This is a genomic window from Micromonospora sp. NBC_01655, assembly GCF_026339755.1.
Lineage (GTDB): Bacteria > Actinomycetota > Actinomycetes > Mycobacteriales > Micromonosporaceae > Micromonospora.
Genome location: NZ_JAPEQF010000001.1, coordinates 1,420,419 through 1,434,058, shown reverse-complemented (window position 1 = coordinate 1,434,058; position 13,640 = coordinate 1,420,419). Strand labels below are relative to the sequence as shown.

At 76.0% G+C, this 13,640-nt stretch carries 13 protein-coding genes; 3 read left to right on the top strand and 10 right to left on the bottom strand.

Going from position 1 to position 13,640, the window contains the following annotated elements:
• Positions 1 to 6: 6 nt before the first annotated feature.
• From rimI to OOK41_RS06825, 9 genes are all read right to left on the bottom strand, one after another.
• Positions 7 to 579, bottom strand: coding sequence for a ribosomal protein S18-alanine N-acetyltransferase (rimI, locus tag OOK41_RS06865; RefSeq protein WP_266263388.1), 573 nt, complete (start codon positions 577 to 579; stop codon positions 7 to 9).
• Positions 576 to 1,253 (bottom strand): tRNA (adenosine(37)-N6)-threonylcarbamoyltransferase complex dimerization subunit type 1 TsaB, encoded by a 678-nt coding sequence (gene tsaB / locus OOK41_RS06860; protein ID WP_266263386.1) that lies wholly within the window; start codon positions 1,251 to 1,253, stop codon positions 576 to 578. The genes rimI and tsaB overlap by 4 nt, the downstream gene beginning before the upstream one ends.
• A gap of 106 nt (positions 1,254 to 1,359) precedes the next feature.
• Entirely contained in the window at positions 1,360 to 2,220 is an 861-nt protein-coding gene (locus OOK41_RS06855) for a maleylpyruvate isomerase family mycothiol-dependent enzyme (protein WP_117665152.1), read from the bottom strand.
• 326 nt (positions 2,221 to 2,546) lie between these two features.
• On the bottom strand, positions 2,547 to 3,248 hold the full coding sequence (ung, locus tag OOK41_RS06850; RefSeq protein ID WP_117665151.1) for a uracil-DNA glycosylase: 702 nt from the start codon (positions 3,246 to 3,248) through the stop codon (positions 2,547 to 2,549).
• Between the two features lie 126 nt (positions 3,249 to 3,374).
• Positions 3,375 to 3,857, bottom strand: a complete 483-nt coding sequence (gene tsaE / locus OOK41_RS06845) for a tRNA (adenosine(37)-N6)-threonylcarbamoyltransferase complex ATPase subunit type 1 TsaE (protein ID WP_266263382.1) — start codon at positions 3,855 to 3,857, stop codon at positions 3,375 to 3,377.
• A 58-nt stretch (positions 3,858 to 3,915) separates the two neighbouring features.
• A complete protein-coding gene (locus OOK41_RS06840; protein WP_117665149.1) occupies positions 3,916 to 5,004 on the bottom strand; it encodes an alpha/beta fold hydrolase in 1,089 nt (362 codons plus the stop codon).
• 13 nt (positions 5,005 to 5,017) lie between these two features.
• Entirely contained in the window at positions 5,018 to 6,136 is a 1,119-nt protein-coding gene (gene alr / locus OOK41_RS06835) for an alanine racemase (RefSeq protein ID WP_117665148.1), read from the bottom strand.
• Positions 6,137 to 6,208: 72 nt separating this feature from the next.
• Complete coding sequence (locus OOK41_RS06830) at positions 6,209 to 7,678, bottom strand: NAD(P)H-hydrate dehydratase (RefSeq protein ID WP_117665147.1); 1,470 nt, start codon at positions 7,676 to 7,678, stop codon at positions 6,209 to 6,211.
• A gap of 178 nt (positions 7,679 to 7,856) precedes the next feature.
• A complete protein-coding gene (locus tag OOK41_RS06825; RefSeq protein ID WP_266263378.1) occupies positions 7,857 to 8,225 on the bottom strand; it encodes a holo-ACP synthase in 369 nt (122 codons plus the stop codon).
• 226 nt (positions 8,226 to 8,451) lie between these two features.
• Between OOK41_RS06825 and OOK41_RS06820 the strand changes: the two genes are divergently transcribed.
• On the top strand, positions 8,452 to 8,748 hold the full coding sequence (locus tag OOK41_RS06820) for a type VII secretion target (RefSeq protein WP_117665145.1): 297 nt from the start codon (positions 8,452 to 8,454) through the stop codon (positions 8,746 to 8,748).
• Positions 8,745 to 10,370 carry an alpha/beta hydrolase gene (locus tag OOK41_RS06815; RefSeq protein WP_266263375.1) on the top strand — a complete coding sequence of 542 codons (1,626 nt, stop codon included), beginning with the start codon at positions 8,745 to 8,747 and terminating at the stop codon, positions 10,368 to 10,370. The genes OOK41_RS06820 and OOK41_RS06815 overlap by 4 nt, the downstream gene beginning before the upstream one ends.
• Positions 10,371 to 10,448: 78 nt before the next feature.
• Here OOK41_RS06815 and glmS read toward each other — a convergent pair whose 3' ends face one another.
• The gene (gene glmS / locus OOK41_RS06810; protein WP_266263373.1) at positions 10,449 to 12,362 is read right to left on the bottom strand and encodes a glutamine--fructose-6-phosphate transaminase (isomerizing); all 1,914 of its coding nucleotides are present in this window, start codon (positions 12,360 to 12,362) and stop codon (positions 10,449 to 10,451) included.
• Positions 12,363 to 13,121: 759 nt separating this feature from the next.
• On the opposite strand from glmS, the gene OOK41_RS06805 reads away from it, so the two are divergent.
• The gene (locus OOK41_RS06805) at positions 13,122 to 13,640 is read left to right on the top strand and encodes an MmpS family transport accessory protein (RefSeq protein ID WP_165878018.1); all 519 of its coding nucleotides are present in this window, start codon (positions 13,122 to 13,124) and stop codon (positions 13,638 to 13,640) included.

The following is a 13,640-nucleotide window of genomic DNA, read 5'->3' as shown; positions in this document are numbered from 1 at the left end:
GTCTCCTCAGTCCTGCTCGCGCCGCATGACCAGCGCGTCGGTGTTGCTCGGTTGGTAGTAGCCGCGACGCACCCCGATCGGCTCGAAGCCGTACGTCGCGTAGAGCCGCTGGGCCGGGGCGTTGTCGGCCGCGACCTCCAGCAGCGTGCTCCGCGCCCCCCGGCGGACGGCCTCGGCGAGCAGCGCCTCCAGCAGGGCCCGGCCCACGCCGCGCCGCTGGGCGTCCCGGCGGACCGCGATGTTCTGCACCCACGCCTCGTCCGGAGCGGCCACGGTCAGCCCGGCGTAGCCGAGCACCTTCCCGGCGCGGACGGGGGTCGTGGCATTGGCGGCGGTCATGGCGGTCGCGCCGCTGGCGGCGGTCGCAGCGCCGGTGGGGTCCGTGGCGCCGGTGGAGTCGGTGGAGTCGGTGGCGTCCCTGGTGTCGGTGGCGACCAGGTAGAAGTGGCCGTTGGCCAGCTCGTTCCAGAACATCGCCGGCGACCACTGCTCGGCGCCGAACAGGTCCGCCTCGATCGGCAGCACCTCGTCGATGTGCCACCAGCGGAACGGTTCCAGCCGCACCCCGGCGGGGTTCACGGCAGGACCGGTTTGCGGGCGGTGGCCGCCACGGCGTCCGGGCGGCGCAGGTACAGCGGGGTGAGCGGCTCGCCGGGCGCGCCGGCCCGGATCCGCTCGGCCGCCAGCTCGGCCAGCACGATCGGGTCCGGGTAGCGGGGCTCGGCCCGCAGCGGCAGGTCGAACACCTCGGCGTACCGGTGCGCGCCGTCGCCGGCCGTCACGGTGACCCCCAGGTCGCGGGCGCGCCGCGCGGCGACCGCCGGGGTGTCCACGTCCGGGCCGGCGATCCGCTGCCCCGCGCCGTCGTAGACCGCCCAGTAGACCTCCCGGCGGCGGGCGTCGCTGGCCGCCAGGACCGGCTCGCCGGCCGCCACCGGGTGGCCGATCCCGTCGAGCGAGCAGACGCCGTACGCGGGGACTCCCAGCACCTGGGCCATGGTGGCGGCGGTGACCAGCCCCACCCGCAGCCCGGTGAACGGGCCGGGGCCGAGCCCCGCCACGATGGCGGCCAGGTCGGTGGGGCGGGCGTCGACCTCGGCGAGGACCGCGTCGACCTGCGGCGCGAGCAGCTCGCCGTGCGCGCGGGCATCGACGGTGCGGCGCTGCGCCCGCGCTGTCACGCCATTGGCCGAGACCTCCACCAGCGCCGCGGTCACCGCGGGGGTCGAGGAGTCCAGCACCAGTACGAGCACGAACGCCACCCTAACCGCCCCGCCGCTCTCCCCGGCGACCCCCCGCCGACCCCCACCCTGCCCCGCCCCTCCCACCCCCGGCGGGGCGGGGCGGGGTGGGGGTGGGTCAGTTTGGGGCTCGGAGGACTCGGAGGAAGGGGAAGAGGAGCCAGGGGCGGGGGCCGCGGAGGGTGAGCTTGCCGGCGAGCACCGTACGGACCCGGCTGACCCGGCCGAACAGCATCAGGTTGAGCGCCGCCGGGTCGAACCGGACCCGGGCGTCCGGCGGGGTGCCCGGAGCGGCGACCGTTACCACCCCCCGGTGCAGGACGAGGGTGATGTCGGCGCAGTACGCGGATCGGAACTCGACGGTGATCGGGCGTTCCCGGGGCGGCTCGTCGTTGTCGAGCAGGTGTCCGTAGCCGGCGCGGAGCACGCCGACCAGGAAGACCTCGAAGAAGAGCACGGCCTCCGATCCGGGCATCTTCCACGGCCGGCCGGTCGCTCGGGCGATGTCCCAGCCGTGCACGAGCAGCTCGTTGACCAGGTGGCCAAAGAGACCGGCGAGGGGCGCGCGGGCGTCGCCGAACCAGCTGAGCAGCTCGTCCGGGCGGCGGTCGGCGGTGACCCGGAGGATCTTGTCCACGTCGGCCCGAAGCTGGTCCAGCAGCGGCCGGGGCGACCGGTCGGTCAGGTGCCGCAGTATCAGGTCGTTGACATCGGCGATGGTGTCCACGGTGACGGTCGGAAGCTGGGCGGCGAGGCCGGGAATCGGCAGCGGCGGATGGTCGGGGTCGAGTTTGGTCGCGTACCACCAGGCGACCGAGACCAGGTGGACGAGGGTGTCCGAGACCGACCAGTGCGCGGTCACCATGGTGTCCGGCCGGTCGACCGCCTCGACCAGCCGGACGAACCGGCCAGTGGCCCGCTCCAGCGCCTCCCGGGCCGTCTGCCACTGCCGGGGGGTGATGGTCGCCGTCGTCGCCATGGGACGCCTCCGATCGCGGAGCCACCGGGTCCCGCGAAGTCTATAGCGGACAGTCACCACCGCGTCACTTCACCCGTGCCCTGCTCCGGCCGGCCGGTCGACCGGCCGGCGGCCACCGCACGGCGGCTCGGGCTGCGGACCGGTTCGCGTACCGGCGGCCCAGGAGGCCGGGACGGTACGGCCCACGGCCAGGACGCCGGCCCCGCAGGCCAGGCCGCCAGGACGGCACAGCCCCGCCGCCAGGCCGGGGCCGGCACCGGGGCCGGTCGTCCGTTGCGACGGCGACCGAATCCGGTGCGGCGCGGATCGGTGCGGCGCGAGCCGGCTCAGCCGGCGGACCGCTCCCAGTCGATCGTGGGCAGGCCGGCGTCGGCGAGGGCCTTGTTGGTCGCGCTGAACGGGCGGCTGCCCAGGAAGCCGCGCGGATTCATCGGGCTGGGGTGGCCGGCCTCCAGCACCACGTGCTGCGGGTTGGTGACCAGGGCGGCCTTCTTGCGGGCGTACCCGCCCCAGAGCAGGAAGACGACCCGCTGGTCGAGGGCGTCGAGGGCGCGGATCGTGGCGTCGGTGAACTCCTCCCACCCCTTGTTGGCGTGCGAGCCGGGGGTCGCCTGCCGGACGGTCAGCACCGAGTTCAGCAACAGCACGCCCTGCGCCGCCCAGCCGTCGAGGTTGCCGCCGCGCGGCTTCGCCACACCCAGGTCCTCGCTCAGCTCCTTGAAGACGTTACGCAGCGACGGCGGGACCGACACCCCCTCGCGGACGCTGAAGCTCAGCCCGTGCGCCTGCCCGGCCTTGTGGTACGGGTCCTGACCGAGGATCAGCACCCGGCACTCCTGCGGCCCGCACAGCCGGTAGGCGGAGAACAGGTCCTCGACCGGCGGGAACACGGTCTGGGCGGCGTACTCCCCGGCGACGAACTCGGCCAACGTGGCGGTGCGGGCCGGGTCGAGGTGCGGGGTGAGTGCGGCGCGCCACTCGTCGGGCAGCAGCGCGAGCAGGTCGAGGGCGGGGGCGTCGTCGGGCATCGGCAACCTTTCGCAGTCAGTCGGTCGGTCCCCTTCCTACCAGCCCCGTCCGACACCCCGACACGGGAGGACGGGCTCCCGTCGGTGACCGTCAACGGGCACCGGGAGCAAGAACCCGGAGAGGGGTCAGGGCAGGGTGGCGACGCGGGCGGGCCAGTCGCCGCCGACCGGGTCCAGCTCGACCACCCGGGTGTCGTCGTCGCGCCGGTCGATCCGGACCCGCAGGTGGGCGTCGACGAGCTGCTCGACCAGCCCCTCCCCCCACTCGACCACGGTGACCGAGTCGTCCACGGAGGCGTCCAGGTCGAGGTCGTCGATCTCCGCGCGCGGATCTGCGGCGTCCCCGAGCCGGTACGCGTCCGCGTGTACCAGCGCCACCGCGCCACCGCGCGCCGGGTCCGGGCGGTGCACCCGGGCGATCACGAAGGTCGGTGAGGTGATGTCGCCCCGTACCCCGAGGCCCGCCCCGATGCCCTGGGTCAGCGCGGTCTTGCCGGCGCCGAGCGGACCGGTGAGCAGCAGCAGGTCGCCGGCGCGCAGCACGCCGGCCAGCCGCCGGCCGAACGCGTGGGTGTCCTCGATCGTCGGCAGCGTGACGACGACGCTCACCGCCCCACCCCCGGCGGCACGACGACACCCGGCGACCAGGGGCCGCTCCTACCGGCGCTCACAGCGCCGCCAGGAAGTGTTCCAGGGCGGCGTCGACCTCGTCGGCGTGCTCCAGCATCACCACGTGCCCACTGTCGTGGATCTTGAGAAACTCGGCGTGCGGCAGCCGCCGGACGATCTCCTCCGAGTGCGTCACGGGCGTGATCATGTCCTTGTCGCCGACCACCACCAGCACCGGGGTGCCGGCCAACGCCGCCAGCGCCGGGAACCGGGAGTGGGTGGCCAGGGTGCGCAGGTAGCGGGTGACCGTGTCGGCCGAGGTGCGCGAGTTCATCTCCTCGACGTACGACACCAGGGCCGGGCTCGGCTTCGGGGTGCCGAAGCCGTACTGGCGGGTGAGCAGCCAGGCGACGTTCGAGACCGACTTGCGGGCCCTGTCGATCGCCGTGCCGCCGTACCGGGTGGCGTTGCTCATCATGTAGAGCACCGGCGAGCCGACCCGCCCGAGCAGGGCCGGGGCCACCAGCCTCGTCTCGGCCAGCAGCCCGCCGGAGGTGGCCATCAGCACCGTGCCGACGACCCGGTCGCCGAACAGCTCCGGGTACAGCTCGGCGAACGCCATGATGGTCATCCCGCCCATCGAGTGGCCGACCAGCACCAGCGGCCCCTCCGGGGTGGTCCGGTCGATCACCCGGCGCAGCGTTCGACCGAGCGCGGCGAGGTCGTACTCACCGCTCTCCAGCCGCCCCGACCGGCCGTGGCCCGGCTGGTCGTACGCGACGATCCGGTAGTCGCCCCGCTCGGCGAGCATCTTGCGCTGGAAGTGGAAGGTGCCCATGTCCAGGCAGAAGCCGTGCACCAGCACCACCGTCGGATGCCCGGCGACGGGGCGGGTCGGCTCGACCACCTCGACGTGGATGTCGGTGCCGTCGGCCAGTTCCAGCCGGAACGCCTCGTCGTACCGCTGCGCGCCGAAGACCTCGTCGGCGTACGGGTCGGCGGGATCGGTCTTGAGCCGGCGGACCAGGACGCGTTCGCTCACCACGCCCGCCGCGAGGCCGGCGGCGGCCACGCCGACCGCGGCCCCGAGCACGCCGGCGACCCGGCCCGCGGCGGTGCGCGGCCGGGGGACGCGGAACCTGGTCACGCCGCCGCCGCGGTCACGGCCGCTCGCCGTCGTAGACGCGGGGCACCCGGACCCCGCCGAACCGGGTGACGATCTCGTAGTTGATGGTGCCGGCCGCGTCCGCCCAGTCGTCGGCGGTCGGCTCGCCGTCTGTGCCGGGGCCGAACAGGGTCACCACGTCACCGGCGGCCACCGGGTCGTCGCCGCAGTCGACCACGAACTGGTCCATGCAGACCCGGCCGGAGACGGACCGCCGCTTGCCGGCGAGCTGCACCGGGCCGCCGTTCGAGGCGTGCCGGGGCACCCCGTCGGCGTAGCCGAGCGGCACCACGGCCAGGTTGGCGTCGCTCTCGGTGAGGTAGGTGTGGCCGTACGAGACGCCGCTGCCCGCCGGGACCCGCTTGGTGAGCATGACCCGGGCCCGGGCGGTCATCGCCGGGCGCAGCCCGAACCGCTCGCCGGCCACCGGGGAGAGCCCGTAGACCGCGACCCCGGGCCGGACCAGGTCGAAGTGGGTGTCGGAGCGGGTCAGGGTGGCGGCGGAGTTGGCCAGGTGCCGGTAGCGCGGGCGCAACCCGGCCCGCTCGACCATGTCCAGCCCCTCGTGGAAGACGGCGAGCTGGCGGTCGATGGTGGGGTGGCCGGGCAGGTCCGCGTACACGAAGTGGCTCCACACGCCGACGACCTCGACCAGGCCGTCGGCCTGGGCCTTCGCGGCGGCCTCCAGCAGCGCCGGCCAGTCGGCCACGGTGGCCCCGCCGCGCGCCAGCCCGGTGTCGATCTTCAGGTGCAGCCGGGCCGGGCGGTCCGCCCGCCGGCTCGCCTCGACCATCTCGTCGAGCTGGGGCAGGCTCGCGGCGGCCAGGTCCACCCCGGCGGCGACGCCCTCGTGCAGCCGCAGTCCCGGGGCGAGCAGCCAGGCCAGCACGGGCGCGGTGAGTCCGGCCCGGCGCAGGGTCAGCGCCTCGTCCAGGGTGCAGACGCCGAGCCAGTCGGCCCCGGCGTCGAGCGCCGCGCGGGCCGAGGGGACCATGCCGTGGCCGTACCCGTCGGCCTTGACCACCGCCATCACCTCGGCGCTGGTCCCGGCCCGCAGCCGCGTCACGTTCTCCCGGATCGCGTCAAGATCAACCCGCACCTCGGACTGCCACATGCCCCCAGCCTACTGACCGCGGTGATCAACCCGGGGCGGAGCCGCCCGGAACGGCGCGGCGACGGCCCGAGGTCAGGGCAGCCGGGCGACGACCGGGCGGAGGGCGGCGGCCACGTCGGGCGCGGTCACCGGCCCGCCGCGGGCCGCCTCCCGGCCGGCCAGCCCGTGCAGGTACGCCGCCGCGACGGCCGCCCGCTCCGGGGCCAGCCCGGCGGCCAGCAGCGAGCCGAGCAGCCCGGCGAGCACGTCGCCCGTGCCCCCGGTGGCCAGCGCGGGGGTGCCGGTCGGGTTGACGTACGCCCGACCGTCGGGGGTGGCGACGATCGTGCGGTCCCCCTTGAGCAGGACCACCGCGTTCATCCAGGCGGCCAGCCGCAGTGCCGCCCCGGCCCGGTCGGCCCCGGGCTCCTCGCCGCAGAGCCGGCCGAACTCGCGGTCGTGCGGGGTGACCACGATCGGGGCGTCCCGCTTGCGCAGCCGGTCCGCCATCGACCCGTCGACCAGCAGGGTCAGCGCGTCGGCGTCGAGCACCACCGGCACCGGGGCGGCGAGCACCGCGCGCAGCTCGGCCGCCGCCTCCTCGCCGGAGCCGAGGCCGGAGCCGCAGACCCACGCCTGCACCCGGCCGGCGTCGGCGACCCGCCCGCTGGCGATCACCGAGGGGTGCTCGCGCAGCACGTCGGCGCGGGCGCTGCCGGCGTACCGGACCAGGCCGGTCGGCCCGGCGAGCGCGCCGCCGACGGAGAGCACCGCCGCCCCCGGGTACGCCGCCGAGCCGGTCGCCAGGCCGACCACGCCCCGGGTGTACTTCTCCGAGGCCGGGCCCAGCTCCGGCCACCACCGCCCGACGTCGGACCACTCGGTGACCCGCAGCGCGGGGGTGCCGCGCAGCCAGGGCCCCAGCCCGATGTCGACCAGCTCGACCTGGCCGGCCAGCGCCGCTGCCGGGCCGACCACCAGCGCCGGCTTCAACGCGCCGAACGTCACCGTCACGTCGGCGCGGACCGCGTTCGGCCGGCCGGACGCGGCCGGCGGCACGTGACCGGTGTCGACGGCGACCCCGCTCGGGGTGTCCACGGCGACCACGGCGGCCCGCACGCCGTCCCGGCCGCGCAGCCCGGGCAGCCCGGCGGCGAGCCGGTCGGCCGCCTCGCGCAGCCCGCCGGTGCCGCCGATCCCGACGATCCCGTCCAGCACCAGGTCCACCTGTGCGGGCGGGCGGTCCACCAGCCGGCCCCCGGCGGCGCGCAGCGCGGCCAGCCCCTCGGCGTGCGCCCGGCCGGGGGCGAGCAGCAGGGCCGAGACGGCGGCGCCCCGGCGGGCCAGCCGCTGTCCGGCGTACAGGGCGTCGCCGCCGTTGTCGCCGCTGCCGACCAGCAGCAGCACCCGGGCGCCGTACACCCCGCCCCGGTCGGCGAGCAGCAGCGCGCAGCGGCGGGCCAGCCCCGCGGCGGCCCGCTGCATCAGCGTTCCGGCGGGGAGGGTGGCCATCAGCCCGGCCTCCGCCGCCCGTACGTCCGCGACCCGCCACACCGGTTTCATGCCGTCCCGTCCGTCCTTGCCTGTCCCGTCGGTACCCTGTGCCGTCCCTGCCGGGCCCGTCCGCGCCCTGTGCCGTCGGTGCCGGCCCGTCCCTGCCCTGCGCCGTCCGGGGCCGTCCGTCCGGGGCGGTCCACCCTCGGCCCGGTCGATCGCCCCGCCGGGTGCGCCCGGCGGTCGGTCACCGTTCCGCGACCACCATCGCCGACGCGATCCCCCCGTCGTGCGACAACGACAGATGCCAGCGGTTGACCCCCCGTTCGGCCGCCGCCGCCGCGACGGTGCCGGACACGGTCAGCCGGGGCCGGCCGTCCGGGTCGGGCACGACCTCGCAGTCGTGCCAGCTCAAACCAACCGGCGCGCCGAGCGCCTTGGCCACTGCCTCCTTGGCGGCGAACCGGGCGGCCATCGACTCGGATGAGCGCGGATTGCCGGCGGCGGTGTGGCGCTCGGCCTCGGTGAACAGCCGGTCGGCGAGCAGCGGCGTCCGCGCCAGCGCCTTGGCGAACCGCTCGACCAAGACGACGTCGATGCCGACAGCGACGATCACCGCCTCACCCTACCGGCGCAAGCGGTCGCAGATTAGCCACCGGTTCGACTGTGGGCAACGCCTGTGGACAACCCGGGGGTACGCCCAACACCCGTTGTCCACAGGGCGTGCCGGCCGGCACCGGGGCCACCTAACGTCGGGGGCCGTCGCCCGTCGACGTCGGAACCGGGGGTGGTCGTCGTTGCGCCGTCGCCCGTCGACGGCACCGAGCCGGAGGAGTGCGCCGATGCGCGATGAGCCGTTCACCGTCCGCCCCGAGCTGCTGCGGGAGGTGGCCGGGACGCTCGACGCCGACGCGTACCGGCTGGGGCACGGGCTGGCCGGGGTGCCCGGCCTGGTGGTGCCGGCGCCCGGATGGCGGTCGGCGCCCGCCCTGGCCGCCCTGGAGTCGGCGGTGCACGCGTGGTGCGGCGGGCTCGGCGCACGGGTGGCCGCCGCCGCACAGGCGTTGTCCACCGCCGCCGAGGGCTACGAGGCGGCCGACGAGCGGGCGGCCCGCCGGCTGACGGTCCTGCCCCGGTGAGCGCGTCGGAGAGGCACGCCGGCACGCCGGGTGCCTCCGCCGGGATCGGCGGCTACGCCCGGCTGTGGGCGGCCGACCCGGCCGGCTGGGCGGCTGCCGGGACGGCCTGGCGGGGCCTGACCGGGCTGGTCGACCGGCGGTCGGCCGAGCTGGCCGGTGCGGCCGGGGCGCTGCGCGCCGGATGGACGGGAGCCGCCGCCGGTGCGGCCAGCGGGCGGATCGCCGCCTTCCGGGCCGACCTGGCCGCCCTCGCGCCGGCGGTGATCGAGGCCGACCAGGTGCTCACCGAGCTGGCCGGGCGGCTGAGCCGGGCCAGGGCCGGGCTGGCCGAGGCCGTCGCCCTGGCCGAGGCCGGCGGGGTGCGCATCGACCGGCGGGGGCGGGTGAGCGCGGACCCGGCGGGGGCCCGGCCTGGGGCGCCCGCCCCGCCGGTGGCGCGGGTGGCCGCCGCCGTGACCGCCGCCCTCGCGCTGGCCGACGGGGCCGACCGGGAGGCGGCTGGCCGGCTCGACGAACTGACCGCGGCGGCCCGGGCGGGCTGGGTGGCCCCGCCCCCGCCCTGGCGTCCGGCGCCCGGCGCCGACCCGTCGACCGTCCGGTCCTGGTGGGCCGGGCTCACCCCGGCCCAGCGCCGCTGGCTGGTGGCCCGTGAGCCGGACCTGGTCGGCCGGCTCGACGGGGTGCCGGCGGCGGCGCGGGACCAGGCGAACCGGCTGCTGGTCGACCGGCGGCGGGAGGTGCTGCTGGCCGAGCGGCGGCGGTTGCTGGGCCGGTGGCCGCTCGGGCCGGTGGAGACGGCCGGGCTGGCGCGGGTGGGGGCGACCCTGGCCGGCCTGGACGCGCTGACCGCCCGGCTGGCCGGCGGCGGGCAGCCCCGCGCGTACCTGCTGGGGCTCGACCCGGGCGGCGAGGGCCGGGCGATCGTGGCACTGGGCGACCCGGACCGGGCCGACCGGGTGCTGACGTACGTCCCGGGGATGACCGCCGGCCTCGCCGACGCCACCGGGGAACTGGGCCGGGCGGGCCGGGTGCAGGCCCGGTGCACGGCGCTGGACCCGACGGGGGCGACGGCGGCGGTGCTCTGGCTGGACTACGACGCGCCGGACTTCCTGCACGAGGCCGTCCTGCCCGACCAGGCGCGGGACGCCGGCCCGGCGCTGCACCGCTTCCAGGAGGGGCTGCGGGCCACCCACGACGGCCCGCCGGCCCGGCAGACGGTGCTCGGGCACAGCTACGGCTCGCTGGTCGTGGGCGGCGCCGCCCGGGACCACGGTCTCGCGGCCGACGCGCTGGTGTTCGTGGGCTCCCCCGGGGTGGGTGTGGACCGGGCCGACGGGCTGCGCCTGCCCTCGGGCGAGGTCTGGGCGAGCACCGCACCGGACGACGCGATCCGGCTGGCCCCTGCCCCGGACGAGCTGCCCCGCCGGGTGCTGCGCGGGCTCAGCCCGCTGGCGGCGGTGCTGACCGCCCGGGACGACCACGAGTTGTGGTTCGGGCACGACCCGGCCGACCCGGGCTTCGGCGGCCGGACCTTTCCCAGCGGCCGGTACGGCCACACCGGCTACTGGGAGCACGGCAATCCGGCGCTGGACGGCATGGCCCGCGTCGTCCTGGGCCGGTGACGGGTGACGCGGCGTGCCCCGGGAGACGCGGCGGCCCCCTGCCGGCGGCGGGCGGAGGGGGCCGGTGCCGGCGGGCGGCTACTCGACGGTGACGGACTTCGCCAGGTTGCGGGGCTGGTCGACGTCGTGGCCCCGGGCGGCGGCGATCTCCGCCGCGAGCACCTGCAACGGCACGGTGGTCATCAGCGGGGCGAGCAGCGTCGGCGTACGCGGCACGCGGATCAGGTGGTCCGCGTAGCGGACCACGGCCTCGTCGCCCTCCTCGGCGATCACGATCGTCCGGGCGCCCCGGGCGCGGACCTCCTGGATGTTGGAGACGACCTTGTCGTGCAGCATGCCCCGGCCGACTGGCGACGGCACGATGCAGATCACCGGGGTGCCCTGGTCGATCAGGGCGATCGGGCCGTGCTTCAGCTCGCCGGCGGCGAACCCCTCGGCGTGCATGTACGCCAACTCCTTGAGCTTGAGCGCGCCCTCCAGGGCCACCGGGTAGCCGACGTGCCGGCCGATGAAGAGCACCGTGGGCTCGCTCCGGATCTCCCGGGCCAGCTCGCGCACCGGCTCGATCCGGTCCAGCAGCTCGCGCAGCTTGGCGGGCATCTGGTGGAGTTGGTCCACCACGGCGGCCACCTCGTCGGCGAACTTGATCCCGCGCACCTGGGCCAGGTGCAGCCCGATCAGGTAACAGGCCACGAGCTGGGTGAGGAACGCCTTGGTGGAGGCGACGGCGATCTCCGGCCCGCCGTGGGTGTAGAGGACGGCGTCGGACTCGCGCGGGATGGTCGAGCCGTTGGTGTTGCAGATGGCCAGCACCCGGGCCTTCTGCTCCTTGGCGTGCCGCAGCGCCATCAGGGTGTCCATGGTCTCGCCGGACTGCGAGATCACCACGATCAGGGTGGACCGGTCGAGCACCGGGTCGCGGTAGCGGAACTCGCTGGCCAGCTCCACCTCGCAGGGGATCCGGGTCCAGTGCTCGATGGCGTACTTGGCGACCAGGCCGGAGTGGTAGGCGGTCCCGCAGGCGACGATGAAGATCTTGTCCACGTCGCGCAGGTCCTGGTCGCTGAGGCGGACCTCGTCGAGCATGATCTCGCCGCTCTCGGTGAGCCGGCCGAGCAGGGTGTCGGCGACAGCCTGCGGCTGCTCCTCGATCTCCTTGAGCATGAACCAGTCGTAGCCGCCCTTCTCGGCTGCCGAGGAGTCCCAGTCGACGTGGAAGTCCTTGCCGGTCGCCGGTCGGCCGGCGAAGTCGGTGATCTCGACGGCGTCGGGGGTGATCAGGACGATCTGGTCCTGGCCCAGCTCGATCGCGTCGCGGGTGTGCTCGATGAACGCGGCGACGTCGCTGGCGAGGTAGTTCTCCCCGTCGCCCCGACCCACCACCAGGGGGGAGTTGCGCCGGGCGCCGACCACCGCGCCGGGCACGGCGGCGTCGACGGCGAGCAGCGTGAACGCCCCTTCGAGGCGCTGGCAGACCGCGCGCATCGCGGCGGCGAGCAGCCCCGGCCCGTCCGGCTCCCCGGCGGCGCGCAGGTCGGCCAGCGCGGCGGAGAGCAGGTGGGCGGCGCACTCGGTGTCGGTGTCGCTGCTGAACTGGACGCCGGCGTCCTCCAACTCGGTGCGGAGCTTGGCGAAGTTCTCGATGATGCCGTTGTGGATCACGGCGACCCGGCCGTCGGGGGCGAGGTGCGGGTGGGCGTTGCGGTCGGTGGGGCCGCCGTGGGTGGCCCAGCGGGTGTGGCCGATGCCGGTGGTGCCGTCGCCGATGCCGATCGGGCTGGCGGCGCAGCCCTCGGGGTCGACGGCGGCGTGCTCGGCCAGCACCTTCTCCAGGTTGGCCAGCTTGCCCGCCTTCTTCTCGGTCAGCAGCTCGTCCTCGCACACGACGGCCACGCCGGCCGAGTCGTAGCCGCGGTACTCCAGGCGGCGCAAGCCGTCGAGCACGATGCCGAGCGCCGGGCGCGCGCCGGCGTAACCCACGATTCCACACATGACCCGCAGCCTAACCCAGTTTCGCTCATCTTGTGTGCGCGGAAGCCGGGTAAACAAGCACTGGATTTGAGCGAACGGGTGAGGCGTGGCGGTCTCGGGAACGAAACTGCCCCGCCTCTGGGCCCCCTGTTCCGGCCGGACGGCGCCCACCAGCAGGGGCCCACCGGGCGGACCGGACGCGTACATTGAGGGCCTCCTCGCGGGGAGCCGGTCTCGGTAACGGTCCCCGGCGTACCCGTTCCCTCCGCGGCCACGTCCGCGCCCCTCCCCCGGAGCCCTCCGATGTCCGAGGCGTCGTCGACCCCCGAGCCGAGCCAGTCCCCCGGCACCGACCCCGGCGGCCCTCCGACGCCCGCGCCGGACCAGCCACCCTCGTCCGTCCCGGGCCTCCCCCCGGCCCCGGCACCCTCGACACCGGGTGCCGCACCGTGGGCGCCCCTCAGCCCGCTCGCCCCACCGAAGCCGTGGGCGGCACCGGAGCCGTGGGACCCGTCGGCGGCGAGCGATGCGGGTCTCCCGCCCGCCGCCACCGCGGAGGCGTCGGCGGCGGGCGGATCTCTCCCCGGAGGGCAGCCCCGGTCGGGGTACGTCCCGGCGGGCTGGCCTCCCACCCAGCCCGGCCCCACCCAGCCCGGCCCCACCCAGCCCGGCTGGCCCGCCGGGGGAAACCCCACGCAGGCCGGTTGGCCCCCGGCCGGCTATCCGCCGCCGTTCGCATACCCGGGGCAGCCGCCCACCCGCTCGGGCGGCGACGCGAAGGTGATCGCGCTCGTGATCGGGCTGGTGGTCGTCCTGGTGCTCGGGCTGTGCTGCTGCGCCGGCCTGGGCGGGCTCGTCACCGCCGCAGCGGAGGACAGGACGACAGCAGGCGACCCCTGGTACGACAAGGACGAGACCGAGCCGGTCGACCCCTGGTACGACGAGGACGGAACCGAGCCGGTCGACCCGCCCACCTTCCCCGCCGACCCGTCGAAGAAGCCGGTGACCCGGCCGACCGCCGGCCCGGCTCCGGTGACGGTGGTCTACGAGGTCACCGGGGGTGGCCGGGCCGACGTCGCGTACTTCGACGCCGACAGCGACCTGATCCATGTCGACAGCGCGAAGCTGCCCTGGCGGACCACCATCAGGACCAACGGGCAGAGCCGGGTCATGGTGGAGGCCACCCGGCCCTACGGCGAGAACGAACCGCTCACCTGCCGGCTGTCGGTCACCGGGGCGGGCCCACCGGCGACCGACACGACCACGGCAGTCTGGCGCACCACCTGCTCGACCGGCTGA

Coding starts and splice junctions, on each gene's coding strand:
- glmS (WP_266263373.1), bottom strand. CDS start 12,362: ATGTGTGGAATCGTGGGTTACGCCGGCGCGCGCCCGGCGCTCGGCATC.
- alr (WP_117665148.1), bottom strand. CDS start 6,136: ATGTGGCAGTCCGAGGTGCGGGTTGATCTTGACGCGATCCGGGAGAAC.
- ung (WP_117665151.1), bottom strand. CDS start 3,248: ATGCCCGACGACGCCCCCGCCCTCGACCTGCTCGCGCTGCTGCCCGAC.
- OOK41_RS06855 (WP_117665152.1), bottom strand. CDS start 2,220: ATGGCGACGACGGCGACCATCACCCCCCGGCAGTGGCAGACGGCCCGG.
- OOK41_RS06820 (WP_117665145.1), top strand. CDS start 8,452: ATGCGCGATGAGCCGTTCACCGTCCGCCCCGAGCTGCTGCGGGAGGTG.
- OOK41_RS06830 (WP_117665147.1), bottom strand. CDS start 7,678: ATGAAACCGGTGTGGCGGGTCGCGGACGTACGGGCGGCGGAGGCCGGG.